Here is a 23,115-nt window from a genome sequence, read left to right as displayed (position 1 = left end):
GTGCAGGGGACCTTCGGCCAGGTCGAGTTCGTGCCGTTGCCCCCGCGGTTCGCCGAGCGGGTGCGCTGGGGTTCGGTGGTCGTCGGCTGCTCGATGATCGCCGGGATGGCGCTCCTGTTCGGCCTCACGACGTTCCTCCAGGGCATCGTCCACGGCCACGCGTTCCCGGACACCCTCCTCGGCAAGGCCGCGGCGGTGCTGCCCCCGCTGGGCGTGCTGGCGATCGCGGTCCTGGTCCTGACGTGCCGCCGCTGCCTCCGCGGCGACTACCTGGTGGTGGCCAGCGCCACGGCGACCCGCAGCGCCCTGCGGCTCACGTACGTGCTGACGCTGGTGCTGATCTTCGGCTCGTTCGCGGTCCCGATCGTGTTCCGGGTGTGGCGCGACACGGCGGAGCTGCAGGCGCCCGATCTGCTGACGACGTTCTCGACGCTCGCCTTCGCCACGATGGGCTTCCTGGCGGGGACGTTGTACGTGCGGCCGTCCGTGCAGACGCTCAGGAAGTACAGCGACCACCCGATCTGGTGAGCGACGTTCGTCCTCTGTAGACACTCGATGCCGATCCACGACCCGGGCACCCGCCTGCTCCGGCTTGCAAAGATTTCTTTGCACAATTTTCTCTGCACAGCTACAGTGGGGCCATGACCAGCGCTCCACCACCGGAACACCTCGATCCGGACGCCCTCAAAGCCGTCACGCACCCGCTGCGCCGCCGGATCCTCGGCGTGCTCTCCACGGGGCCGGCGACGGCCACGAAGCTCGCCCGAGCCCTGGGTGAAAACACCGGCGCGACCAGCTACCACCTGCGAGAGCTGGCCCGGTTCGGCTTCGTCGAAGACGTCCCGGAGCTCGCGCGGGGCAAGGAACGGTGGTGGCGGACGCGGCCGCGGGACATCCGGTGGCCGCGCCGCAGTGAGCAGAGCGCCGAATCCCGGATGCTGTTCGACGACATGCAGCGGCAGGGGTTCGAGGACGACCTCGAAAAGCTCAACCGGTTCGCGGAAACGCGCGAGGAGCTGCCCGGCGACTGGCCGGACGCACTGCTCTACGCGCGCGGCGGTACCTGGCTCACCACGGAAGAGCTCAAGCAGTTCTGGGACGACTACATGGAGCTGTTCCGCCGGTACTGGCGAAGCGAGGACGACCGGTCACCGGAAGCGCGGCGCGTGCTCGTGCGCTGGCTCGCGTTCCCGGATCCAGGGGAATGACATGACACCAGGGGGTTTTCCATGCGAAAGGCAGTTCTACTGGCCGGGGTGATCCTGGCGGTCACGGCGCTCGCGCCACCGGCGTCGGCCGCGGACGTGACCAACGACGACGTCACCTTCACCAACGGCGGGGTGACCTTGCACGGCACGGTCGTCGCGCCGCCCGGCGGCACGAAGCTGCCGGGCCTGGTGATGGTCCACGGCTCGGGGGAACACCGCCGGGACGACTACCGCGATCAGGCCGAATCCTTTGCACGGCAAGGCATCGCCACCCTCATCTACGACAAGCGCACCGAAGGCTATTCGCAGTTCGAAAGGTCGTACTCGACCCTCGCGGATGACGCGCTCGCCGCTGTTTCGGTACTGCGCAAGCGATCCGACGTCGATCCGGCGCGGGTCGGCGTCTGGGGGCTGAGCGAAGGCGGCTGGGTGGCGCCACTGGCGGCTGCGCGTTCTTCGGACGTCGCTTTCGTCGTGACGCTCGGCGCGAACGGCGTCGAGCCGTCGCGGCAACAGTCGTGGGCGGTCGAGAACCAGTTGCGGCGGCTGGGAATGACCGGCTCGCTCGTGCGGATGGCGTCGTCGACGATGCTGCGCCAGCTCTCCGGCGGCGGGGTGTTCCCGGAGGCGCACTACGACCCGGTGCCGGTGCTGAAGAGCCTGCGCCAGCCGGTGCTCGGCGTGTGGGGCGCGAAGGACATCCTGACGCCGCCGGCGGAAGCGGTCCGGATCTTCCGGGAATCGGTGGCGCACCACACGTTGCGGGTGTTCCCGGACGCGCAGCACCAGCTGCGCCGGACCACCGACGGCTTCGACAAGCTGCCCGGGTACGCGCCGGGCTACCTCGAACTCGTGGGCAGCTGGGTGAAGAACCCGCCGAGCGCGTCGACGGCCGACGCACCGCCGGCGCAGGATCGGCCGAGCACCGCCGTCACCCCGCTCGCCTGGTACGAGTCGACGTGGCTGCAGCTCGCCGTGCTGGCGTTCCTGCTGGTGGCGTTCGCCTGGTACCCGCTGGTCCGGCGCGGGGCCGCCGCACGGCCGGCCCGCTGGCTGTCGGCGACCGGACTGCTCGCCGTGCTCGGGTTCCTGGTCGTCGACGTGCTGATCCAGCTGTCGATGGGCAAGGGCCTGGGTCCGGTCGTCGCCGGCCGTCCGCTGCCGTGGCTGGCCCTGCAGCTCCTGTCGCTGGGTGCGGTGGCCGCCACCATCGGCACGGCGGTGGCGTGGTGGCGGAACCGCGGTTTCCGGCTCGGCCTTCTGCTGGCCGGCGGCGTGGTGTTCGTCCCGTGGGCGATCTACTGGGGCCTGCTGGGCGTCTAGGCGGAGTAGCCCTTCGGCGGGATCAGCGTCGCGAGCTGGTTGAAGGTCAGCCAGTAGATCTGGTTCCCGCCGAAGTTCGCCGGGTCGGCGATCTTCACGGTCATGTCGGAGCTGTCGTACCCGATGACCGTGAAGTAGTGGTAAATCGTGTAGTTCGGGTAGCCCGGCGGGTGGTTGTTCGCGGGCGCGACGATGTTGGCGACGATCGGGTAGCCGTTGTTGATGTCCAGCACGATGTCCCGCCAGAGCAGGTCCCGCTGGGCCTGGGTGGGTGGGTCGTTCGGCATTTCCTTGGTCTCGTACCAGGAGGTGCCGAGGTCCCGGTTCAGGACGCCGGTGACCTGGCCGATCCAGTCGGTGCCGTTGGTGGTGGTACCGAGCTGCGCGGCGAGGGTGCCCTGGCTCGGCAGGTTCGACGTCCGTGCGGACAGGGCGATCCGCGTGGCGGCCGGCCCGCACCAATAGCCGGTTTCCTGGACCTGGTATTGGATGTCGAGGACGGCTTCGGTGGTGGCCTCGGCCGCGGCGGGCAGGGCGACGAGCCCCATCGCGGCCACGAGCGTGACGAAGCCCAGGCGGAATCTGCGCATGACGGTCCTTCCCCAGTTGTGACGCCGGTTGGCCAGCGCCTCACCTGAGGATGATCTCGGCAAGATCCGACGTTGTCCCTCACCTGGCCCTGGATGGATCACGACGAAAGTAGGCTCGGCCGTGAACGCTCGCGAACGCTGCGGGCAACTGGGGGCATGCAGGTGATCCACGAGGGCTCGGAGCTCTGGGGGCACGACCGTCCGGACCTGGGCGGACCCGAGCCCGGGCCGGCGTTCGGGCGGCTCTTCGACGCCCACGCCGCGCAGCTGCGGCGGTACCTGGCCCGCCGCGTCGGGGCCGAACCGGCGAACGACCTCGTCGCCGAGACCTTCCTCGTCGCGCTGCGGCGGCGGGAGTCCTACCGGCCCGAGCTGGGCACCGCCCGGTCGTGGCTCTACGGCATCGCCACCAACCTGCTGCGCCACCACGTGCGGTCCGAACTGCGCGGGCTGCAGGCCACCGCGCGGCTCGCGAGGACCGGCGAAGCGACTCACGCGGGCCACGACGGCCGCGTCGCCGAGCAGGTCGACGCCCAGGTGCGGGCCGCGCAGCTGGCCGGCGCGCTGGCCCGGCTCAGCCCGGCCGACCGCGACACGCTGCTGCTCGTCTCGTGGGCCGGGCTCGAGCCGGCCGAGGTCGCCGAGGCGCTGGGCATCCCGCCGGGTACCGTCCGGTCGCGGTTGCACCGGATCAGACGCTGGCTCAGGACGAACGCCCCGACCCCCGAGGAGGTGCAGGACCTTGCGTGAAGACAACGTCCGGAAGATCTGGTCCGAAGCCGAACTCGACGCGGCGCTCGAGGACCTGAACAGCGACGTCGGCGAAGACGACGGGCTCGCGTTCGCCCGCGCGTCCCTGCTCGCGGCGGCCGGCGTCGAGGAGGCTCCGCCCGCCCGACCGCGCACGAGCGGGGCGTGGCGGTGGCTCGCGGTGGCCGCGGCCGTCGTCACCCTGGTCGGCGGCCTCGGTGTCGCCGCCGCTGTGTGGGCGCCCGACCCGCCGGAGACGTCGCGGCCCGCCGGGCCCGCCGCCGATCCCGACCGGCCGCTCGCGCCCGGCGAGTTCCACTACGCGGAGCAGCGCGACTGGACGACGTACTTCGGCAAGACGTTCGCGATCAAGGCCGAGCGGCGCGTCGAGCTCTGGATCCCGGCCGACCCCACCGGCGTGTGGCACCGGCGCACGACGCTGGCGGCGCAGCCGCACTGGGCGGACGGCCGGTCCGCCGAACCGCTCCCCGAGCCCGTCGACGAGTACGGGCCCGGTGGGGTGTTCCCCGGCCGGCCGAACTTCTCCGGGGAGAGCAAGCCGTTCTGGAACACGCCGTTCACGAACTGGCTGAGCCCGGACGCCGCGTTCGTCGCTTCGCTCGTCCCCGACACGGAGAAGCTGCTCAAGCGGCTGCGGTTCGACACGGTCGACGTCAAGGATCCCGGGCAGGGCCGGGCGCACTCCGCCACGGAGTCGCTCGGCATGGCGCGCAGTGCGCTGGCGACCGGCCTGCTCCGGCCGGACGTCCGGTTCGCGCTGATCGACGCGCTCGCCGCCATCCCGAACATCCTCGTCGTCCCGCAGCGGACGACGCCGGACAACCGGCCGGCCACCGTCTACGTGGCCAAGGAGACCGGCGTGCGGCTGTTCGTCGACCCCGCGACCGCGCGGCTGCTGGCCGCGGACATCTCGCCCGCGACGGTGATCACCGGCCGGAACGAGGTGCCGATCAGCACGGGCGCGCCCCCGCCGAACTCGGTGGCGCCGAACACCACGACCACGCGGTTCCCCCTGGGCCCGGACCGGCACGACGCCCCGGACGCACAGTACTTCTACGACATCACGCGCACCTCCGGGTGATCAGCGCGCATGGCCGGCCGCGTTCAGCGCGTCCGCGACGTTCGCGACCTCCAGCACCCGGATCCCGGCGGGTGGCTTGCCCGAGTCCGGCGGGACCAGCGCGTGCGTGAACCCGAGCCGGGCCGCCTCCGCCAGGCGGCGACCCACGCTCGGCACGCGCCGGATCTCGCCCGCCAGCCCGACCTCGCCCACCGAGACGAGCCGCGGCGACAGGGCGACGTCGCCGAAGCTCGACGTCAGCGCCAGCACGAGCGCCAGGTCGATACCCGGTTCGGTGATCTTCATGCCGCCGACGGTGGCCGCGTAGACGTCCTTGTCGCCGAGCTTGAGCCCGCCGCGCTTCTCCAGCACCGCGAGCACCATGGCGACCCGCGCGGAGTCGAGGCCGCTGACCGCGCGCCGCGGCTGCGGGGCCGCCGTCGACGACACCAGCGCCTGGACCTCGCCCAGCAGCGGCCGCTTGCCCTCCAGCGAGACGGTGATCGCCGTGCCGGACACCGGCTCGGCGGTGCGGCTCATGAACAGCCCCGACGGGTCCGGCACCCCGACGATGCCCTCCTCCTGCAGTTCGAAGCAGCCGATCTCGTCGGCCGCGCCGAACCGGTTCTTGATGCCGCGGACCATCCGCAGGGTCGAGTGCTTGTCGCCCTCGAACTGCAGCACGACGTCCACCAGGTGCTCCAGCACCCGCGGGCCGGCCACCGAGCCGTCCTTCGTGACGTGCCCCACGAGCACCACCGGCAGCCCGCGCTCCTTGGCCAGCGCGACCAGCCCGGACGTCACCGCGCGGACCTGCGTCACCCCGCCGGGCGAGCCGTCGACCTGCGGCGACGCCATGGTCTGCACCGAGTCGACGATCAGCACGCCGGGCTTGACGTCGTCGACGTGCCCGAGGATGGCGGAAAGGTCACTCTCGGCGGCCAGGTACATCCGCTCGTGGACGTTGCCCGTTCGCTCGGCGCGCAACCGGACCTGGCCCGCGGATTCCTCGCCGGTGACGTAGAGGGACCGGTCGACCGTCTTCGCCCACTGGTAGGCGACCTCGAGCAGCAGGGTCGACTTGCCAACGCCGGGCTCACCGGCGAGCAGCACCACCGCGCCCGGCACCAGGCCGCCGCCGAGCACCCGGTCGAGCTCCGGCACCCCGGTGCGCCGGGCGCGCGCGGCTTCGACGTCGACCTCGCCGATCGGCCGCGCGGGCGCACTCGGCGCCCCGGCGGCGACGCGCTGGATGGCCGGCTTCGCGGGTGCGCCGCGTTCCTCGAACGAGCCCCATTCCTGGCACTCCGGACAGCGGCCCAGCCACTTGGCCGCTTCGTACCCGCAGCTCCCGCAGCGGTAGGTGGTCCCTTTCTTCACCCCGCGAGGCTATCGGCGACCACCGACAAAACCGGGGACCCCCGGCCCGGAGCCTCTCGGCGGAGGAGGAATCCGCTCGCCGGAAGGCGCTCATCCGAGAACTCGGCGGCCACCCCGGCCGAGCGCGCCGACCATGGGCAGCGCACACCAGAAGGTTCTGCCGAAGCCCGAAAGGCCCGGCCGGACCTGCCTCGGAGAGGCGGTCGGCGTGGGAGCCCGGCGGCGGGCCGGTCGAACCCACCAGCCGCGAGCGGCGGGCCGGAGTTGCCGACCCGGGCCGCTCGCCATCGGCGGGCGGACCTACCCCGGAGTCCGACCCGGGCCGCTCACCATCGGCGGGCGGCGGGCGGGACCTACTCCTTGGCGTGCGCCGGCGCCGCGACCGGCAGCTCGACCGTCACCGGCCCGGCGTTCTGGAAGACGAACGTGACCTTGATGACCTGGCCCGGCCAGAGCGGCTGCTTCAGCGCGGGCAGCGTCACGGTGGCCTGGCCGATCTTCTCCGGCGCGGTCGGCGTCGCGGCCGGGCCGGACGACGGGACCTCGGAGGTGGCCGTCGCGGTCAGGTTGTTGCCCGGGCTGTTGGTGGCCGAGCTGCTGCCGGTCGGCGTGGCGGTGGACGTCGGCGTGCTCGGCGACGACGTCGGCGCGCCGGTGGACTGCACCTCGTTCGTCGACTCGACGGCGTCGTCCGGGCCGATCACCAGCGAGTGCATGGCGACGACGGTCTTGGAACCCTCGATGGTCGCCTGGGTGCCGTCTTCGGTGGTCACCGAGACGAGCGAGTCGTCCTGGGCGCCCCGGTTGACGATCGTCAGGGTCAGCTTCGGGGTGGCGCCGGCCGCGTAGCCCGGGCCCGACGTCGGGTACTGGACGGCCGCGTTGCGCAGGTCGATGGTCTTGACCTGGGCGTGCGTGCCGTTGACCGCGGGCTGCTGCGAGTCGGTCTGGGTGATCTGGCCGGCCCCGCACCCGGCGAGCACGAGCGCGGCACCGAGCGCCAGCACGCCCGCGCCGAGCACGCGACGATTCTGCAGCCTCACGTCGCAGTCCTTCCCTTTTCACGGCCTCGTCGCCCCGAAGACTAGCCGGGGTCGATCTCCGCCGCGGAACGGGTGTGCGTTGCCGGGACGCGGCGACCAAGATCAACCGTCCACAAAGGAATTCCCAGCCTGTGACGAAACGCTTCCCCGCTACCTGCGTGAGCACGGGGGTCCGACGTTTGTCAACCCCCGGCCAGGCCGCTGACCTGCGAGGACGAGTCCGGCCCGCTAGGTGGGCACTGGCGGCCCGTGCTAGGATGGAGTCAGCGAAAGGGGCAGAGGACACATGGTTTTCAAGGTCGGAGAGACCGTCGTCTACCCGCACCACGGTGCCGCACTCATCGAAGCCATCGAGACCCGTGTGATCAAGGGCGAGGAAAAGAAGTACCTCGTCCTCAAGGTCGCGCAAGGGGATCTCACGGTTCGCGTGCCCGCAGACAACGCCGAAATCGTCGGCGTCCGCGATGTCGTCGGGCAAGAAGGACTGGACAAGGTCTTCGACGTTCTGCGTGCTCCGCACACCGAAGAGCCCACCAACTGGTCTCGTCGGTACAAGGCCAACCTCGAGAAGCTCGCCTCCGGCGATGTGAACAAGGTGGCCGAAGTGGTGCGCGACCTCTGGCGGCGAGAGAAGGACCGCGGACTTTCAGCCGGTGAGAAGCGCATGCTGGCGAAGGCGCGGCAAATTCTGGTCAGCGAGCTCGCGCTCGCGGAGGGCACCGACGAGGACAAGGCTGAGGTCCTCCTCGACGAAGTTCTGGAAACCGCGACGGTCTGAGCACCGCCAGGTGCCCTGCCCTTGCGGGAGGGTGGGTGCCTCTACGATCGCGTACCGATGAACGTCGTCGCGATCGTGACCGTCGCACATCATGCCTCCGACGGAGAGTCAGCTCTCACGCCGGTCCATGGTGAGGCGCTACTCACGCACACCGTGCGGGGGCTGCTCGGCGTACCGGAGATCGATCTGGTGCTCGTAGTGGCCCCCCAGCGGTGTGCTTCGTCGTTTTCCGAGGCCGTCCGCGGTCTCGGCTGCCGGGTGGTGCCCGGCACGCTCCGGCAGGCCTTCGCCGCCGTCGAGCCCGAACTCGCCCGTGACTCAGTTGTACTCCTCCACGACGCGCTGCGGGCCTTCATCCATGCGCAAACAGTCCGTGACGTGATCAACGCGGTCCGTGACGGCGAGCCGGTCGTCGTGCCGGTGCTGCCGATGGCAGACACGGTGAAGGTGACCGACGCGGCTTCGCTGATCGTCGGCACCCAGGACCGTTCGCGCCTGCGCACCCTCCAGACTCCGGTGGGCTACGCGTTCGGGGCGTTCCGGCCCGATCTCGCGCCGGCCGGCGCGGCGACGGTCGAGGGCCACCCGGACGCGATGCGCGTCACCACCGAGTTCGAATTGTCCCTGGCCGAGGCGATCGCGGCGGCACCGAAGAACGAGGAGACGCTGTGAGGATCGGCAACGGCGTGGACGTCCACCCGGTCGAAAAGGGCCGCGAGTGCTGGATGGCGGGCCTGTTGTGGCCGGAGGCGGACGGCTGCGCGGGCCATTCGGACGGAGACGTCGCAGCGCACGCGCTGTGCGACGCCCTCCTGTCGGCGGCCGGCCTCGGCGACCTGGGCGCGGTGTTCGGCACGGGCGACCCCCGCATGGACGGCGCCCACGGGACGGACATGCTGGCCGAGGTCCGCGGCCTGATCGAGGCGGCGGGCTGGCGGGTGGCGAACGCCACGGTCCAGATCGTGGGCAACTCCCCGCGCGTCGGCAAGCGGCGCGACGAGGCCCAGAAGGTGCTGTCGGAGGCGGTGGGCGGCCCGGTGAGCGTATCGGGCACGACCTCGGACGGCCTCGGGTTGACGGGCCGCGGCGAGGGCATCGCGGCCTTCGCGACGGCACTGCTGCTCGCGGCGGAATAGGCCCTCACCCGCGCCCGTTCGGCGTGATATGGCCCTCACTCTCTCGGACGACGTCCGCGCGCTGATCGACGGGAAGAACTTCGCCACGGTCGCCACCCTCGATCCCGACGGGAGCCCGCAGACCTCCGTCGTCTGGGTCGGGCTCGACGACGGCGAGCTCGTCTTCAGCGCGACCGAGGACCGGCGGAAGGTCCGCAACCTGCGGCGCGATCCCCGCATCAGCGTCTCCATCACCGACGCCGAGAACCCCTACCGGCACACGCAGCTGCGCGGCCGCGTCACCATCACCCCCGACCCCGGCAAGACGCTGCCCAAGACACTCAGCCACAAGTACCTCGCCGAGGATCCGCCGCCCGAGGGCGCCGATGTCCAGCGGGTGGTCGTGCGCCTGAAAACCGAGAAGATCGCCGGCAACGTGAAATAGGGTCCAGACCATGGCTGTGACTTTCAACGAGGCCACCAGGGCCCTGCTCGACGGCACCAACTACCCCGTCGTCGCCACGACCAACGCCGACGGCTCGCCGCAGAGCTCGGTCGTCTGGGCGCGCCGGGACGGGGACACCGTCGTCTTCGCGACCGTCCAGGGCCGCCGCAAGGAACGCAACATCCGGCGCGACCCGCGCGTGTCGATCTCGGTCTTCGACCTGGCCGATCCGGAGAACTACGTCGAGATCCGCGGGCGCGCCGAGGTCACCGTCGAGGGTGGCCGCGAGCTGATCGACGAGCTCTCGCGCAAGTACGTCGGCAAGGACTTCCCGCCCGAGCCGGCCGACGTCGTGCGCGTGCTGGTGCGGGTTGTCCCCGAACACATCACAGGGCATTCGGCCTGAGGGTCCGGTTAGGGTGGAAACCATGACGATCAGGGCGGTGTTGTTCGACTTCTCCGGCACGCTCTTCCGGCTCGAGCAGGACGAGTCCTGGCTCACCGCACTGACGAACCACAACGGTGACCCGCTCGACATCGAGGCGCAGGCCGAGCTGATGCGCCGGATGACCGCCCCGGTCGGGCAGGTCGTCGAGCTCGACGCCGAGCACCTGCACGCGTGGCACCACCGGGACCGGGACCCCGAGCTGCACCGGAAGGTGTACCTCGAGGTGCTCAAGAAGTCCGGCGTCCCGCACGCGGACCAGGCGAAGGCGCTGTACGACCGGCTCATCGATCCCAGCCAATGGACGCCGTACCCGGACACCGAAGCCGCGCTCAAGGCCGCTGCCGAGCGGGGCCTGAAGGTCGGCGTGCTGAGCAACATCGCCTTCGACATCCGGCCCGCCTTCGCCGCCCGCGGGTGGGACGCCTACGTCGACGCCTTCGTGCTGTCCTTCGAGGTCGGCGCGGTCAAACCGGAGCTGGAGATCTTCCGCAAGGCCGTCGAGTCGCTCGGCGTCCCGGCGACCGAGACGCTGATGGTCGGCGACAGCGAGGAAGCCGATGGCGGCGCTCGCGCCCTGGGCTGCGAGTTCGCGCTGGTCGACCCGCTGCCCACGGCCGAGCGGCCGGACGCCCTGCTCACGGCGTTGCGCACCCACGGCGCCGGCTGAGGGCCAGAGATATTCCTCTCGCCCGACCCCGTACCCTTTGAGGGTGGCCCTTCACCTTTTCGACACAGCGACCCGGAGCGTACGGGAGTTCCACCCCGTCCGTAGCGGAACAGCGTCGATCTACGTGTGCGGGGCCACCGTGCAGGGCGTGCCGCACATCGGGCACGTCCGCGGCGTCCTGAACTACGACGTCCTGCGCCGCTGGCTCGTCCACAGTGGACTGGACGTGCTGCTGGTCCGCAACGTCACGGACATCGACGACAAGATCCTGACCAAGGCCGCCGAGAACGAGCGGCCCTGGTGGGAGTGGGGCGCGACGCACGAGCGCGCCTTCGAAACCGCGTACGAGCAGCTGGGCTGCCTGCCGCCGTCGATCAACCCGCGCGCGACCGGGCACGTCACCCAGATGGTCGAGCTGATGGAGCGCCTCATCGAGAGCGGCCACGGCTACATCGCGGACGGCGACGTCTACTTCTCGGTCAAGTCGTTCGACGACTACGGCAAGCTCTCCGGCCAGGTCCTCGAGGACGTCCAGCAGGGCGAGACGCCGACCCGCGGCAAGCGCGACCCGCGCGACTTCACCATGTGGAAGAGCGCGAAGCCGGGCGAGCCGTCGTGGCCGACGCCGTGGGGGCAGGGCAGGCCGGGCTGGCACCTGGAGTGCTCGGCGATGGCGACGGCGTACCTCGGGCGTGAGTTCGACATCCACGGCGGCGGCATCGACCTGGTCTTCCCGCACCACGAAAACGAGCGCGCCCAGTCGAACGCGGCCGGCGACACCTTCGCGCGGTTCTGGCTGCACAACGCCTGGGTGACCATGTCGGGCGAGAAGATGTCGAAGTCGCTCGGCAACACCGTGTCGATCCCGGCGATGCTGGACCGCTACCGGGCCCCGGAACTGCGGTACTACCTGGTCCAGCCGCACTACCGGTCGACGATCGAGTACTCCGACGCGGCGGTCTCCGAGGCCGCGCAGGGCTACCGGCGGATCGAGACGTTCCTGCGCCGCGCCGCCCAGGCGGGCGAAGTGACGATCGGCACGATCCCCGAGGCGTTCGCGAACGCGCTCGACGACGACCTCGCCACCCCGCAGGCGTTCGCCGTGGTCCACACCACGGTCCGGGACGGTAACGCCGCCCTCGACGCGGGCGACACCTCCAAGGCACTCGAATTCGCCGCGGCCGTCCGCGCGATGACCGACGTGCTCGGCCTCGACCCGCTGTCCGCGCGCTGGTCCGAGGCGGGCGGTTCCGACACGCCCACCCAGGAAGCGCTGGCCCGGATCGTCGAAGGGCTGCTGGCCGAGCGCCAGCAGGCCCGGGCCGAGAAGGACTTCGCCCGCGCGGACGCCGCCCGTGACCGCCTTTCGCAGGCGGGCATCGTGGTGGAGGACACCCCCAACGGTCCTCAGTGGACTGTGAAGTCCGACTGAACCGGCTTTCTAGGCAAGGAACTTTCACCATGGCAGGCAATTCGCGGCGCCAGGGCGCGATCCGCAAGACGGGCACCAAGAAGGGTGCCGTCGTCGGCTCGGGCGGTCAGCGCCGCAAGGCCCTCGAAGGCAAGGGGCCGACCCCGAAGGCGGAGGACCGTCCCGGGCACAAGGCCTACCGCCAGGCGAACGCCCAGACCAAGCGCGACCAGGCCCGGCAGCGGAAGGCCGACAAGCCGGAGCTGATCGCCGGGCGCAACCCGGTGGTCGAGGCGCTGCGCGCGGACGTCCCGGGCACGGCGCTGTACGTCGCGCTGAACATCGACATCGACGAGCGCGTCAACGAGGCCGTCCGGCTGGCCGGCGACAAGGGCATCTCCATCCTGGAGATCCCGCGCGAGGAGCTGGACCGCAAGACGAACCGGGCCATGCACCAGGGCCTGGGCCTGCAGGTTCCGCCGTTCGAGTACGCCCACCCGGACGACCTGATGGCGGTGGCCCGCAACTCGGGCCAGACGCCGCTGTTCGTCGCGCTGGACGGCGTCACCGATCCCCGCAACCTGGGCGCGGTGATCCGCTCGGCGGCCGCGTTCGGGGCGCAGGGCGTGCTGCTGCCGGAGCGGCGCAGCGCGGGCATGACGGCGGTGGCGTGGCGCACGAGCGCGGGCACGGCGGCGAAGCTGCCGATCGCGGTGGCGACGAACCTGACGCGCCAGCTCAAGGCGTGGGCGAACGAAGGCCTGATGCTGGTCGGCCTGGACGCCGACGGGTCGGTCGACATCGACGAGCTGGAGCTGGCGGCGGACCCGCTGGTCATCGTGCTGGGCTCGGAGGGCCGCGGCCTGTCCCGCCTGGTCCGCGAGACGTGCGACGCCACGGTGTCGATCCCGATGGCGGCGGGCGTCGAGTCGTTGAACGCCTCGGTGGCGGCGGGCGTCCTGCTCGCGGAGGTGGCGCGCCGCCGTCGTGCCGCCGGGCGGGTCTGACCCCGGTCACCCAGCCGGGTTAAGGTCACCGTCGGATAAACCGAGGGGACCCGATGTCGTTCGTTTCGCCGCTCTTCCTGTGGTACTTCATGCCGGCGGTGCTCATCGCCGTGCTGGTGTGCCCGCGGAGCTGGCGGAACGGCATCATCGCGGTGGCGAGCCTGCTGTTCTACACGATCGGTGCGGGCGCGTTCGTGTTCCTGCTGCTCGGCTGCATGGTCGTCAACTTCCTGGTCGGCCCCCTCCTGGCGCCCAGCCCGTGGGACGTCCACGGCGTCCGCCGGCGCCGGATCCTCATCGCGGTGGTGGCGCTGGACGTCGCGGTGCTGCTGATCTGGAAGTACGCGGGCTTCGCCACCCAGCAGATCGCGGCGGTGGCCCACTGGTTCGGCGGCAGCGTGCCGGTGGCGAGCCTGGTGGTGCCGATCGGCATCTCGTTCTACACGTTCCACCACATCTCGTACGTGGTCGACATCTACCGCGGGGAGCGCCAGGCCCTGCGCAACCCGGTGGCGTTCACGGCGTACATCGCGATGTTCCCGCAGCTGGTGGCGGGCCCGATCGTGCGGTACCGGGAGATCGCGGACCAGCTGCCCCAGCTGCGCTCCCATCGCCTGGACGACATCGCGGCGGGCTTCCCGAGGTTCGCACTGGGCCTGTGCAAGAAGGCGATCATCGCGGACTCGCTGGGCCCGCTGGTGGACGCGTGTTTCAAGGTCCCCCCGGACCAGATGACGTTCGCCACGGCCTGGCTGGGCGCGATCGGCTACACGCTCCAGCTGTTCTTCGACTTCTCGGGTTACTCGGACATGGCCATCGGCCTGGGCCGCATGCTGGGTTTCCGGTTGCCGGAGAACTTCGCGAGGCCGTATTCCTCGGTGACGATCACGGAGTTCTGGCGCCGCTGGCACATGAGCTTGAGCCGCTGGTTCCGCGACTACGTGTACATCCCCCTGGGCGGCAACCGCCACGGAGCGGCCAAGACGTACCGGAACCTGTGCATCGTGTTCGTGTTGACGGGCTTCTGGCACGGAGCCCAGTGGACGTTCCTGGTCTGGGGCTGCTACCACGGAGCGCTCCTGGTGATCGAGCGCCGGTTCGGCCTGGACCTGGACCCGTCAACGCCCTGGAAACGCCACCTGCGCCGAGCGTTGACGATGCTGCTGGTGGTGTTCGGCTGGGTGTTCTTCAGGTCCCCGGACATCGGACACGCGCTGTCGATGATCGGCCACATGCTGATCCCGGACTTCTCCGGCCTGGGGCCCAGCGTGGAGCAGGCGTTCACCAACCAGCGCCTGGTCCTGCTGCTGGCGGCATTGGCCGTGTTCGCGCTCCCGGCCCACCCGGTGACGGGCCCGTTGCTGGAGTCGAGCCGAAGCCGCCCGGCAACGGCGCTGAGAATCGGAGTGATGACGGCGGGCCTGCTGTACGCGGCAATCCTGATCGCGACAGGAACGTTCAGCCCGTTCTTGTACTACCAGTTCTGAGCAAAAGCATCCCCGCCAACCACACCCCCTGCCGAACCGATACGCGGCCGCTGAACAATCCGGCGTTCGGGCGGGAGGGGTGAACCCTGCCGACAATTCGTCCCGAGCCAGCGCCCTCGTCCCCATCGCCTGAGCGAGCCGAAACACTGACCCGAACGGCTTAACCGTGACACCCTGACCGGGTGCTGACCACCCGCTACCTCTTCCTCACCCGCCACGCGGAGGCGGCGCCGGACGGAAGACTGACGGACGCGGGTCGGCGCCAGGCCGTCCTCCTCGGGCGACGCCTCCGGGACGTCCCGGTGACGGCGATCCACCACGGCCCGCTCCTCCGCACCACCGAAACGGCCCACCTCATCGCGAGTCAGCTGCCCAGCGTCCCCGTCCACACCGAGAAGGCGGCAGGCGACTTCGTCCCGTACACGCCGAAGCGCGAGGAGCTCCCCGAGACCTCCGGCGACCTCCTGCTGGCCTTCGCCCGTCAACTCCCGCCCGCCGACGAAGAACTCGCCGCCGAAGCCGAACGCCGGTTCAGCGGGCCCGTTCCCGGGGCCGAGCCGCGGTACGACGTGCTCGTCACGCACAACTTCCTCGTCGGCTGGCTCGTCCGCGCCGCGCAGGACGCCCCGCCGTGGCGGTGGCTCACCCTGACCCACGCCAACGCCGGCCTCACCGTCATCCAGTACTCGCCGGGACGCCCCGCGGCCCTGTTGACCTACAACGACCTGAGCCACCTCCCCGCCGAACTCCGCTGGACGGGCTTTCCGCCCGACTTTTACGTTCCGTAATCGGCGACCACAAGAAGTGACCACCGCGTAAATCGGCTCTCGCCCGAACGGCCCAGCGTGTCAGGATGCGCGGATGAATCCCGCGCCAACGCCGACGTCCGATCGGCTGAGCGACTACCTCGCGGCCGACGCCGTCGTCGATCACGGACACCCGTCGATCCAGGCGCTGGCCGACACCCTGCGTCCCGTGGACGGCGATCCCGTCGAAGCCGCGAAAACCGCGTTCCTCTTCGTGCGCGACGAGGTCGAACACGTCATCGACGCCGCCGACCCGCGCGTCACCTGGCGGGCCTCGGACGTCCTGCGCGAGCGCGTCGGAATCTGCTACGCGAAGGCCCACCTGCTCGCCGCTTTGCTGCGCGCACAAGGGATTCCGGCTGGGTTCTGCTACCAGGAGCTCTCCGCGCTGCACGGGCTGAATGCCGTTCACCTGCACGGTAAGTGGTCGCGGCTGGACGCGCGCGGCAACCGCACCGGCGCCGGCGGCGAGTTTTCGCTCGACGCGGAAAAACTGGCCTGGCCGGTGGACACCGCCGGCGGCGAACGCGATCACCCGGAGATCCACCCGGCCCCCGCACCGGCCGTGGTGGATTTCCTGATGACCGCCGCACCGGGCCCCGGCTGGTACGAAAACGGCCTGCCCCGCACGCTTTGATCATGGTTTTCCGGCATTTTCGGAAAACCGGCCGATCCGGTAAATTATTGCCGAGAGTGACGCCTGTCCGTCAGTCTTGTCCCCCGAACTTCTTATTTCGCACACCCCGCGACGGGCGTAAAGTGACTCCCCGCGCTCGAACAGACACTTTACGCATACGTCCGTTCGGGTGGTTCGAGGGAGGTGAAGCACGTGGCCGCGGCTGGCGGACGCCTCCGCCGTACCCCACTGCAAGAGATCTTCTGGACCAGGACGAGCCTGCTCCTCACGGTGCTCGTCGTGGTCGCCGGCCTGAGCCTGTGGATCGCCGGCCTGATGGACCCCGGCACCGGGAAGAACCTGGTGACGTCGCTGGGCACCGGCACCCTGATCTCCGCGATCGTCGGGTTCGGCCAGACCCTGATCACCGCGAGCGCGTCGCAGAAGGCGCTCGTGACCCCGGTGATCGAGGAGAGCCGGCGCGCGTTGGAGGACCTGAGCGCCGAGTACCGCGCGCTGAACAAGGAGTTCTTCCCGACCGACGTCTTCGAGGCGACGACCGATCCCGACCCCGCGTTCAACCGCGCGCTGATGGCCGACCTCGACGCGACCCGGCAGTACTTCTTCCGCGGGTTCTCCGGTCGCCACGCGGCCGCCCGGCTGCTGCTTTCCCGCACCGAGCGGGAACTGCGGGCGGTCATCGCCGATCCGCGCGACGCGAGTTCGATCAGCGGGCGCGCCCGCTACCTGCTGCGCCGTGAGGCGGCCGACGTCGACTCCGAGCAGATCCAGAGCCGGCTCGACGAAGAGATCAAGATCGGGCTCGTCGGCCTCTTCCTGGCGCGCAGCCGCTGCGCGTCGGTCGACATCACCGTGGTCGCCGACCCGCCGCTGGACCGGCTCGAGATGTTCGACGACAGCGTGTGGGTGTCGCTCTACAGCGACGTCCGCGGCGCCACGAAGCTGTACCCGCGGTCCCTGCGATTCACCGAAGGTTCCTTCCTCTACAACATGGAACGCGCCGAATTCGTGCGCGTCTCGCAGTCCCGGACCGGCCGCCACTTCCGCATCACGTCCGCGACGACGCGGACGGATTTCCTGGCGCTGTTCGAGAAGATCACCGGATCCCCGTTGTCCGAGGAGCAGTTCCGCGAGCTGGAGGGCAAGTTCCACGCCTTCCGCGCGGAGTTCTCCGCAGTCGCCGAGCTAGGGAGCTGACCTTGCTCACCCGCCTGTCCCCCCTGTCCGAACTGGCCACGCGCCTGCGCACGGCCGGATTCCCGCTCGCCGCGGACTGGCGCGCGGTCGACGGCTGGTTCCGGCCGTGGGCCGCCCAGTCCGGCCTGCGGGACGAACTGCGCACGCAGCTGCGCGCTTTGTCCGCCGCGCAGGCCACCAAGGTCCTGCGCTCGTCCCGCGAAACGACCACCCACTTCGCCTGGTGCCTGCTCGATTCGCCGTCCGACCCGTTTTCCTTCTGGCTGCACGAATACAAGGCGCAGCAGGACTGGCGGGAGGGGTACGCCGATTCCGTGCACAACCACCGGTACCACTTCTGCACCACGATCCTCCGTGGTGACTACCTGCACGAGCGGTACGAGACGACGATCGACGCCGGCACCGGGCTGATCGCGTCCGCGCGGTTGCGGCGCCGGACGCTCTGCGCGGCCGGCGCGTGCGCCACCATGCTGGCCGACGAATTCCACCGGATCCCCGAAGCGGCCACCGGAACGATGACTTTCCTCGTTAAATCACGCCCGGTGAGCAGTTTCAGCTTGTCTTTCGATCCGGCCAGCGGAATCGGTCATCGTCACGTTCCGGTCGAGGTCCGATTGGGGGAATTGGCCGACCGCATCTAGCTACACACCGGCGTCAGCGGCGCTTACCATTACTCCACCCGTCTGAACACCACGGCCGGGATGGGAGAGGTGTATGCGCACGCAGGAAAGCACGATCGACCACGTGATCGTCGACGCCGTCGAGAACCGGGTGCACCGGCTCTGCCGGCAGTACGCCGACCGGCTGCAGTTCCACGGCTGGCACCACGTCAGTTTCGTCCGCGCGAAGGCGGCCGGTTTCGCCCGGCACAACGGCGCCGACGAGGCGGTGGTGCAGGTCGCCGCGCTGGTGCACGACGTCAACTACCTGGTGCTCCGGAACTCACCGGCCGCGGCGGGCCGCAGCCTGCGGCTGGAAATCCTCGCCGAATGCGGTGTCCCGCCGCGGATCGCGCGGTGGATCGACGAGATCGTCGACGAAGCCGAAATGGCCACCCGCGGCCGGGACATTTCGCTGGAAGCGCAGGCCCTGAGCGACGCGGATACGTTGTTCAAGGCGTTGCCGGTGACGCCGGTGGTGCTGGCGCACCGGTATTTGCGCGAAAACGGCCTGAGCCTGCGCGAGCTGGCCGACAAGATCGTCGGCGAGCAGTGCGACGTCCACGACGAGGGCTATTACTTCTACAACCCGGAGGCGGCGGCGACGTACTCCCACTGGGCGACGGCCAACCTGCAGCTGTGGCAGTGCATCAAGGAGGCGGTCGACGACCCGACGGTGGCGGAGCTGCTGGACGCGGTGGCGTCCTAGCCCTGCCCGTAGCCCCGCAGCCGTTCGACGACGTTCGCCACCTCGGGCGGCGGCAGCAGGCTGGGCCGGCCGGCGCTCTGGGCGAGCAGCCACACGCGGCAGGCCCATTCGAGCTGCTGGGCCCGGTGGTAGGCGGCTTCGAGGCCGTCGCCGTAGGTGAGGGTGCCGTGGTTGGCCATGAGGCAGCCCCGGCGTCCTTCGAGCGCCTCCAGCACGGCGGCCGCGAGCTCCGGTGTGCCGTAGGTGGCGTAGCGCGCAACGCGCACCGAGGGCCCGACGGTGGCGACGATGTAGTGGATTGGAGGAACCTCACGCACCAGGGTGGAGACGGCGGTGGCGTGCGGCGAGTGCGTGTGCACGACGGCGGTCACGGGCTCACCGTCGGGGTCGCGGACGTCCCAATAGACGGACAGGTGCATGGGGAGTTCGCTGGTCGGCTTGAGTGCCCCGTCGACGACCTGCCCGCCGAGGTCGACGACGGGGATGTCGGCGGGGGTGAGGCTCGCGTAGGGAACCCCGGTGGGCGTGACGGCGACGAGATCACCGCCCCGCACGGAGACGTTCCCGGAGGTGCCGACGACCAGGCCGTCACCGACCATCCGGCGCGCATAGGCGCACACGGCGGCCCGCTCGGTCTCGAGGATCATGCGCAGGGTCCTGTCTCGTGGGTGATCGGCATCTGCAGACTGCCAGTCACCCCCGAGTGTCGGCCACCTCCCCGGCCGGGGGATTCACGCGCTGTGCCGGGTGGGCTGGGCTCCCGTGATCCGTGGACAACCCAGCCCGGTGTGGGCGACTAAGCCTTGGCCGGAGCCGCGGGAGAAGCGGGAGAAGCCTTCGGCGCCGGAGCCGGCTTCCGGTCCCCGTTCGCAGCCGGAGCCGGAGCCGCAGCCGGCTTCTCGGCCGAGGCAGCGTCCTCCGGCGGGGCCAGCAAGCGCATGGCTTCCTTCACCGCCTCATCCGTCGCCGCGATTCGGTCGGCCACCTTCGCCCTCAGGTCCAGGGCCAGCTTCCGGTTCTGGTCCGCCGAAGCCTGCGACGCCTGCGCCGAAGCCAGGGCCGCCTCCGTCTCCTGCTTCTTCCGCGCGAACTCCTCCTCGAAGGCCTTCTTCCGCGCGGCCAGCTCCTCCGCCGCCTTCCGGTCCGCTTCCTCGCGCAGCGCCGCCGCCGCCTCCTCGGCTGCCGCGTCCGCTTCCTTGCGTGCCCTCTCGGCCGCCGCCGCCTGCTCTACCCTCTTCGCCCCGGCCGCCGCGTTCAGCTTCTCGATCTCGCCCTTGGCCTGCGACAGGAGGCGCGCGCGCTCTTCCTCCGCGTCCTTCGCCAGCTTGTCGGCCGTGCGGCGGGTCTCGTGCGCGTACTTGTCCGCCTGGTCGCGGGTCGAAGCCGCGTCCGCCTCCGCCGCCGAGCGGAGGTCCGCGATCTCCTCCTCGGCGAGCTGCATCATCATGCGGACGCGCTCGGCCATGGCTCCCGCGCCGGACGGGCTCGAGCTCATCCTGGCCAGAGCGGCCTTCGTCTCGGCCAGCTCCTTCTGCGCGTACGCGAGCGCCTTCGTCAGATCCGCGGACGTCGCGACGGCGTCGTCGCGGTTGCGGGATGTCTCGCGAAGCTCCTTGGTCAGCTCGGCGAGACGCTCGTCTACCTGACGCTGGTTGTACCCGCGGACACCCACGGCGAACTGGGCGGTCTTCGGGGCGGACTGGGGCTTCTCAGGCGCGACCATCGGGCCACCTTAATGAGCCGGGGACCTTCGATGCGTACCGCCAAAAGGATGCATCACGATTTCGGTAACCCGTCGTGACGCATGGCATTCCACCCGGTCCGGCACCGAGCCGCTAACGTGCGCGCGTGGACTTCGGCACGCACTGGCAGGTGTACGTCACCATGCCGGTCATCGCGGCGCTGATCGGCTACGTCACCAAGCGCGTCGCCATCGAGATGATGTTCCGGCCGCTCGAGTTCGTGGGCGTCAAGCCGTTCCTCGGCTGGCAGGGCGTGCTGCCCGCGAACGCCGAGCGGATGGCGGCCACCGCCACCGAGATGCTGACGACCACCCTCGTCGACCCGAAGGAGATCTTCGCCCGGCTCGACCCGGCCGAGGTGGCGAAGGAGATCGAGCAGCCGCTGCTCCGGGTCGTCGAGGACGTCACCCGCGAGGTGATGGAGACCTACCAGCCGCGGCTGTGGGAGGTCCTGCCGAACAGCGCGCAGCAGCTGCTGCTCAAGCGCGTCCAGGCCGAGGCGCCGAAGGCGATCACGAAGATCATGCGGGAGATCGCCGGCAACATCGAGGACGTCCTCGACCTCAAGCACATGGTCGTGACGAACCTGGTCCGCGACAAAGCGCTGCTGAACCGGCTGATCCGGGACATCTCCCGGCCCGAAATGCGGTTCATCGCCCGTTCGGGGCTCGCGTTCGGGTTCGCCCTCGGCTGCGTGCAGCTCGTCGTGTGGGCACTGACGAAGTCGCCGATCGTGCTGCCGCTGTTCGGCCTCGGCATCGGCTGGCTCACCGACTGGCTGGCCCTGAAGATGATCTTCCTGCCGCGCGAGCCGAAGCGGTTCTTCGGCCTCTACACCTGGCAGGGCGTCTTCCAGAAGCGGCGCGACCAGGTGGCCGCCGACTACGGCGACATGATCGCGCGCGAGATCATCACCATCCCGAACCTCCTGGAAGCGGTGCTGCGCGGCCCGAAGTCCGACAAGCTGTTCGCGCTGATCACCCGCGAGGTGCAGAAGACGATCGACGCGCAGGCGAGCGTCGTCAAGCCGTTCGTCGCCATGGCCGTCGGCACGAAACGGTTCCAGGAGATGAAGCAGACGGCGGCGGCGAAGGCCGCGGAGCGCGTCCCGGAGACGATCCGGCATGCCGAGGACTACGCGGTCAACGCCCTCGACGTGCGCAACACGATCGTCGACCGGATGAAGCGGCTGAGCGCGCTCGAGTTCGAGCAGCTGCTGCGGCCGGCCTTCCGGCAGGACGAGTGGAAGCTGATCGCCGTCGGCGCGGTGATCGGCGGGCTCGTCGGGGAACTGCAGGTGCTCGCCCTGCTCGGGTAGCCGGTACGGTTTCGATCTCGGGATCGCGAGGAGGCCGGAATGGACGCTGTCCTGCACGACCTCGCCCTGCACTGGCCGCTTTACGCGGCGATGCCGTTCGTGGCCGCGCTGATCGGGTACGTCACCAAGCGCGTGGCCATCGAGATGATGTTCCGGCCCCTCGACTTCGTCGGGCTCCCGCCGCTGCTCGGCTGGCAGGGCGTCGTCCCGAAACACGGCGGGCGGATGGCCGCGGTCGCGACCGAGCTGCTCACGGCGAACCTGCTCGACCTCCGGGAGGTGCTCGAGCGGATCGACCCCGTCATCATCACCAGCGAGCTCGAGCAGCCGCTGCTGCGCGCGGTCGACCACACCGCGCGCGAGGTGCTGGCCGAGCACCACCCGCGGCTGTGGGAGGTCCTGCCGACGCTGGCGCAGGAAATGCTGATCAAGCAGGTCCAGGCGTCGGCACCGCGGCTGGTCCGGGAGTTCCTCGACGACGTCCGCGAGAACCTCGACGAGGTCCTCGACGTCCAGCACATGACGGTCCAGCGGCTGACGCGCGACAAGAAACTGCTCGTCCGGCTGATCCGCGAGACGTCCCGCCCGGAGATGGCCTTCATCGCGCGGATGGGCATCTACTTCGGGTTCGGGCTGGGCCTGGTCCAGACGATCGTGTGGGCGTTCACCCGCGAGCCGTGGGTGCTGCCGGCCTTCGGCGGCGTCATCGGGCTGTGCACGGACTGGCTGGCCATCAAGCTGATCTTCGTGCCCCGCGAGCCGGTGCGGGTGGGCCGGGTGATCTTCCAGGGCAAGTTCCAGCGCCGCCGCGCCGAGGTCGCGCGGCAGTACGGCGAGCTGATCGCGAAGGAGGTCCTCACGGTCCAGAACCTGCTGGACGCGATCCTGCGCGGCCCCCGCGCCGACCGCCTGGCCGCCCGGGTGGAGCACCTGGTGTCGGAAACGGTCGACGCGCAGATGCCCCTGGCCTGGACCGTCGGCGGCACCCGGCTGAAGGAGATGAAGCAGGCGGCGGCGCGGAAGGCCCTGGAGCAACTGCCGGACACGGCCCGCTACGCCGAGGGGTACCTCACCGAGGCGATGGACGTCGCGAAGGTGATCGAGCAACGGATGCTGGCGTTGACGCCGCTGGAGTTCGAGGGGTTGCTGCGGCCGGCGTTCCGCCAGGACGAGTGGAAGCTGATCGCCGTCGGCGGGGTGATCGGATTCGTGGTCGGAGAGCTGCAGGTCCTGCTGATGCTGGGCTGACAAGCGCCCCAATGTGGCGTTGGGTGCGTCCAGCGCACCCAACGTGGCGTTCGGTGCGTCTGACGC

Annotated in this window: 26 protein-coding genes; 21 read left to right on the top strand and 5 right to left on the bottom strand. The window is 70.2% G+C overall.

Translation table 11 applies throughout. The features are described from left to right. From ACWEVN_RS22535 to ACWEVN_RS22525, 3 genes are all read left to right on the top strand, one after another. A complete protein-coding gene (locus ACWEVN_RS22535) occupies positions 1–528 on the top strand; it encodes a hypothetical protein (RefSeq protein WP_449686430.1) in 528 nt (175 codons plus the stop codon). A gap of 113 nt (positions 529–641) precedes the next feature. Then, positions 642–1,208, top strand: coding sequence for an ArsR/SmtB family transcription factor (locus ACWEVN_RS22530; RefSeq protein ID WP_452052567.1), 567 nt, complete (start codon positions 642–644; stop codon positions 1,206–1,208). Positions 1,209–1,256: 48 nt separating this feature from the next. Beyond that, entirely contained in the window at positions 1,257–2,531 is a 1,275-nt protein-coding gene (locus ACWEVN_RS22525; RefSeq protein ID WP_452052572.1) for an alpha/beta hydrolase family protein, read from the top strand. Here the strand turns inward: ACWEVN_RS22525 and ACWEVN_RS22520 are convergent. Beyond that, positions 2,528–3,121 (bottom strand): C39 family peptidase, encoded by a 594-nt coding sequence (locus ACWEVN_RS22520; protein ID WP_452052566.1) that lies wholly within the window; start codon positions 3,119–3,121, stop codon positions 2,528–2,530. The two genes, ACWEVN_RS22525 and ACWEVN_RS22520, sit on opposite strands and share 4 nt — an antisense overlap. A 156-nt stretch (positions 3,122–3,277) precedes the next feature. Here ACWEVN_RS22520 and ACWEVN_RS22515 point away from each other — a divergent pair, with 156 nt between their 5' ends. Beyond that, positions 3,278–3,871, top strand: a complete 594-nt coding sequence (locus ACWEVN_RS22515) for an RNA polymerase sigma factor (protein WP_452052565.1) — start codon at positions 3,278–3,280, stop codon at positions 3,869–3,871. Then, positions 3,864–4,973, top strand: coding sequence for a CU044_5270 family protein (locus ACWEVN_RS22510; protein WP_452052564.1), 1,110 nt, complete (start codon positions 3,864–3,866; stop codon positions 4,971–4,973). The genes ACWEVN_RS22515 and ACWEVN_RS22510 overlap by 8 nt, the downstream gene beginning before the upstream one ends. Here ACWEVN_RS22510 and radA read toward each other — a convergent pair whose 3' ends face one another. Together radA and ACWEVN_RS22500 are read right to left on the bottom strand one after the other, a co-directional pair. Continuing rightward, entirely contained in the window at positions 4,974–6,332 is a 1,359-nt protein-coding gene (radA, locus tag ACWEVN_RS22505) for a DNA repair protein RadA (protein WP_310968947.1), read from the bottom strand. It abuts the gene before it with no gap. A gap of 353 nt (positions 6,333–6,685) precedes the next feature. Next, the gene (locus tag ACWEVN_RS22500; RefSeq protein ID WP_449686426.1) at positions 6,686–7,375 is read right to left on the bottom strand and encodes a hypothetical protein; all 690 of its coding nucleotides are present in this window, start codon (positions 7,373–7,375) and stop codon (positions 6,686–6,688) included. A 286-nt stretch (positions 7,376–7,661) separates the two neighbouring features. Here ACWEVN_RS22500 and ACWEVN_RS22495 point away from each other — a divergent pair, with 286 nt between their 5' ends. The 14 genes from ACWEVN_RS22495 (at position 7,662) to ACWEVN_RS22430 (ending at position 18,741) form a co-directional block, all read left to right on the top strand. Continuing rightward, a complete protein-coding gene (locus tag ACWEVN_RS22495) occupies positions 7,662–8,153 on the top strand; it encodes a CarD family transcriptional regulator (protein ID WP_004559016.1) in 492 nt (163 codons plus the stop codon). 57 nt (positions 8,154–8,210) lie between these two features. Further along, positions 8,211–8,825 carry an IspD/TarI family cytidylyltransferase gene (locus ACWEVN_RS22490; RefSeq protein ID WP_452052563.1) on the top strand — a complete coding sequence of 205 codons (615 nt, stop codon included), beginning with the start codon at positions 8,211–8,213 and terminating at the stop codon, positions 8,823–8,825. Next, positions 8,822–9,289 carry a 2-C-methyl-D-erythritol 2,4-cyclodiphosphate synthase gene (gene ispF / locus ACWEVN_RS22485; protein WP_449686424.1) on the top strand — a complete coding sequence of 156 codons (468 nt, stop codon included), beginning with the start codon at positions 8,822–8,824 and terminating at the stop codon, positions 9,287–9,289. Before ACWEVN_RS22490 ends, ispF begins: the two co-directional genes overlap by 4 nt. Positions 9,290–9,317: 28 nt before the next feature. Further along, the gene (locus ACWEVN_RS22480) at positions 9,318–9,713 is read left to right on the top strand and encodes a PPOX class F420-dependent oxidoreductase (RefSeq protein WP_310968961.1); all 396 of its coding nucleotides are present in this window, start codon (positions 9,318–9,320) and stop codon (positions 9,711–9,713) included. Between the two features lie 10 nt (positions 9,714–9,723). After that, positions 9,724–10,119, top strand: coding sequence for a PPOX class F420-dependent oxidoreductase (locus ACWEVN_RS22475; RefSeq protein ID WP_452052562.1), 396 nt, complete (start codon positions 9,724–9,726; stop codon positions 10,117–10,119). A 22-nt stretch (positions 10,120–10,141) separates the two neighbouring features. Next, complete coding sequence (locus ACWEVN_RS22470) at positions 10,142–10,828, top strand: HAD family hydrolase (protein ID WP_449686422.1); 687 nt, start codon at positions 10,142–10,144, stop codon at positions 10,826–10,828. Positions 10,829–10,871: 43 nt separating this feature from the next. After that, complete coding sequence (cysS, locus tag ACWEVN_RS22465) at positions 10,872–12,260, top strand: cysteine--tRNA ligase (RefSeq protein ID WP_452052561.1); 1,389 nt, start codon at positions 10,872–10,874, stop codon at positions 12,258–12,260. Positions 12,261–12,289: 29 nt separating this feature from the next. Beyond that, complete coding sequence (gene rlmB / locus ACWEVN_RS22460; RefSeq protein ID WP_449686420.1) at positions 12,290–13,246, top strand: 23S rRNA (guanosine(2251)-2'-O)-methyltransferase RlmB; 957 nt, start codon at positions 12,290–12,292, stop codon at positions 13,244–13,246. Positions 13,247–13,299: 53 nt separating this feature from the next. Continuing rightward, the gene (locus ACWEVN_RS22455) at positions 13,300–14,733 is read left to right on the top strand and encodes an MBOAT family O-acyltransferase (RefSeq protein ID WP_449686419.1); all 1,434 of its coding nucleotides are present in this window, start codon (positions 13,300–13,302) and stop codon (positions 14,731–14,733) included. Positions 14,734–14,915: 182 nt separating this feature from the next. Next, complete coding sequence (locus ACWEVN_RS22450) at positions 14,916–15,521, top strand: histidine phosphatase family protein (RefSeq protein ID WP_449686418.1); 606 nt, start codon at positions 14,916–14,918, stop codon at positions 15,519–15,521. Between the two features lie 73 nt (positions 15,522–15,594). Next, positions 15,595–16,176, top strand: a complete 582-nt coding sequence (locus ACWEVN_RS22445; protein ID WP_452052560.1) for a transglutaminase domain-containing protein — start codon at positions 15,595–15,597, stop codon at positions 16,174–16,176. Positions 16,177–16,359: 183 nt separating this feature from the next. Beyond that, complete coding sequence (locus tag ACWEVN_RS22440) at positions 16,360–17,373, top strand: hypothetical protein (protein ID WP_449686416.1); 1,014 nt, start codon at positions 16,360–16,362, stop codon at positions 17,371–17,373. A gap of 2 nt (positions 17,374–17,375) precedes the next feature. Continuing rightward, the gene (locus tag ACWEVN_RS22435; protein WP_449686415.1) at positions 17,376–18,014 is read left to right on the top strand and encodes a hypothetical protein; all 639 of its coding nucleotides are present in this window, start codon (positions 17,376–17,378) and stop codon (positions 18,012–18,014) included. 73 nt (positions 18,015–18,087) lie between these two features. Then, a complete protein-coding gene (locus tag ACWEVN_RS22430) occupies positions 18,088–18,741 on the top strand; it encodes an HD domain-containing protein (RefSeq protein ID WP_449686414.1) in 654 nt (217 codons plus the stop codon). Here the strand turns inward: ACWEVN_RS22430 and ACWEVN_RS22425 are convergent. Both ACWEVN_RS22425 and ACWEVN_RS22420 read right to left on the bottom strand, forming a co-directional pair. After that, the gene (locus tag ACWEVN_RS22425; RefSeq protein WP_449686413.1) at positions 18,738–19,388 is read right to left on the bottom strand and encodes a class II aldolase/adducin family protein; all 651 of its coding nucleotides are present in this window, start codon (positions 19,386–19,388) and stop codon (positions 18,738–18,740) included. The genes ACWEVN_RS22430 and ACWEVN_RS22425 overlap by 4 nt on opposite strands. A 149-nt stretch (positions 19,389–19,537) precedes the next feature. Further along, positions 19,538–20,464, bottom strand: coding sequence for a hypothetical protein (locus tag ACWEVN_RS22420; protein WP_449686412.1), 927 nt, complete (start codon positions 20,462–20,464; stop codon positions 19,538–19,540). Between the two features lie 161 nt (positions 20,465–20,625). On the opposite strand from ACWEVN_RS22420, the gene ACWEVN_RS22415 reads away from it, so the two are divergent. Both ACWEVN_RS22415 and ACWEVN_RS22410 read left to right on the top strand, forming a co-directional pair. Then, positions 20,626–21,801, top strand: coding sequence for a DUF445 domain-containing protein (locus tag ACWEVN_RS22415; protein WP_449686441.1), 1,176 nt, complete (start codon positions 20,626–20,628; stop codon positions 21,799–21,801). Positions 21,802–21,840: 39 nt separating this feature from the next. Beyond that, positions 21,841–23,049, top strand: a complete 1,209-nt coding sequence (locus tag ACWEVN_RS22410) for a DUF445 domain-containing protein (protein WP_452052559.1) — start codon at positions 21,841–21,843, stop codon at positions 23,047–23,049. Positions 23,050–23,115: the final 66 nt, after the last annotated feature.

The organism is Amycolatopsis sp. NPDC003861 (genome assembly GCF_053605405.1).
This window is presented reverse-complemented; position numbering and strand designations above follow the sequence as displayed.

Excerpts from the sequence above, each read along its gene's own strand:
- ACWEVN_RS22490 (WP_452052563.1), top strand. The coding sequence starts at position 8,211 with ATGAACGTCGTCGCGATCGTGACCGTCGCACATCATGCCTCCGACGGA.
- ACWEVN_RS22410 (WP_452052559.1), top strand. The coding sequence starts at position 21,841 with ATGGACGCTGTCCTGCACGACCTCGCCCTGCACTGGCCGCTTTACGCG.
- ACWEVN_RS22430 (WP_449686414.1), top strand. The coding sequence starts at position 18,088 with ATGCGCACGCAGGAAAGCACGATCGACCACGTGATCGTCGACGCCGTC.
- ACWEVN_RS22475 (WP_452052562.1), top strand. The coding sequence starts at position 9,724 with ATGGCTGTGACTTTCAACGAGGCCACCAGGGCCCTGCTCGACGGCACC.
- ACWEVN_RS22480 (WP_310968961.1), top strand. The coding sequence starts at position 9,318 with ATGGCCCTCACTCTCTCGGACGACGTCCGCGCGCTGATCGACGGGAAG.
- ACWEVN_RS22470 (WP_449686422.1), top strand. The coding sequence starts at position 10,142 with ATGACGATCAGGGCGGTGTTGTTCGACTTCTCCGGCACGCTCTTCCGG.
- ACWEVN_RS22530 (WP_452052567.1), top strand. The coding sequence starts at position 642 with ATGACCAGCGCTCCACCACCGGAACACCTCGATCCGGACGCCCTCAAA.
- rlmB (WP_449686420.1), top strand. The coding sequence starts at position 12,290 with ATGGCAGGCAATTCGCGGCGCCAGGGCGCGATCCGCAAGACGGGCACC.
- ACWEVN_RS22415 (WP_449686441.1), top strand. The coding sequence starts at position 20,626 with ATGCCGGTCATCGCGGCGCTGATCGGCTACGTCACCAAGCGCGTCGCC.
- ACWEVN_RS22495 (WP_004559016.1), top strand. The coding sequence starts at position 7,662 with ATGGTTTTCAAGGTCGGAGAGACCGTCGTCTACCCGCACCACGGTGCC.
- ACWEVN_RS22520 (WP_452052566.1), bottom strand. The coding sequence starts at position 3,121 with ATGCGCAGATTCCGCCTGGGCTTCGTCACGCTCGTGGCCGCGATGGGG.
- ACWEVN_RS22515 (WP_452052565.1), top strand. The coding sequence starts at position 3,278 with ATGCAGGTGATCCACGAGGGCTCGGAGCTCTGGGGGCACGACCGTCCG.
- ACWEVN_RS22445 (WP_452052560.1), top strand. The coding sequence starts at position 15,595 with ATGAATCCCGCGCCAACGCCGACGTCCGATCGGCTGAGCGACTACCTC.
- ACWEVN_RS22455 (WP_449686419.1), top strand. The coding sequence starts at position 13,300 with ATGTCGTTCGTTTCGCCGCTCTTCCTGTGGTACTTCATGCCGGCGGTG.
- ACWEVN_RS22420 (WP_449686412.1), bottom strand. The coding sequence starts at position 20,464 with ATGGTCGCGCCTGAGAAGCCCCAGTCCGCCCCGAAGACCGCCCAGTTC.
- ACWEVN_RS22425 (WP_449686413.1), bottom strand. The coding sequence starts at position 19,388 with ATGATCCTCGAGACCGAGCGGGCCGCCGTGTGCGCCTATGCGCGCCGG.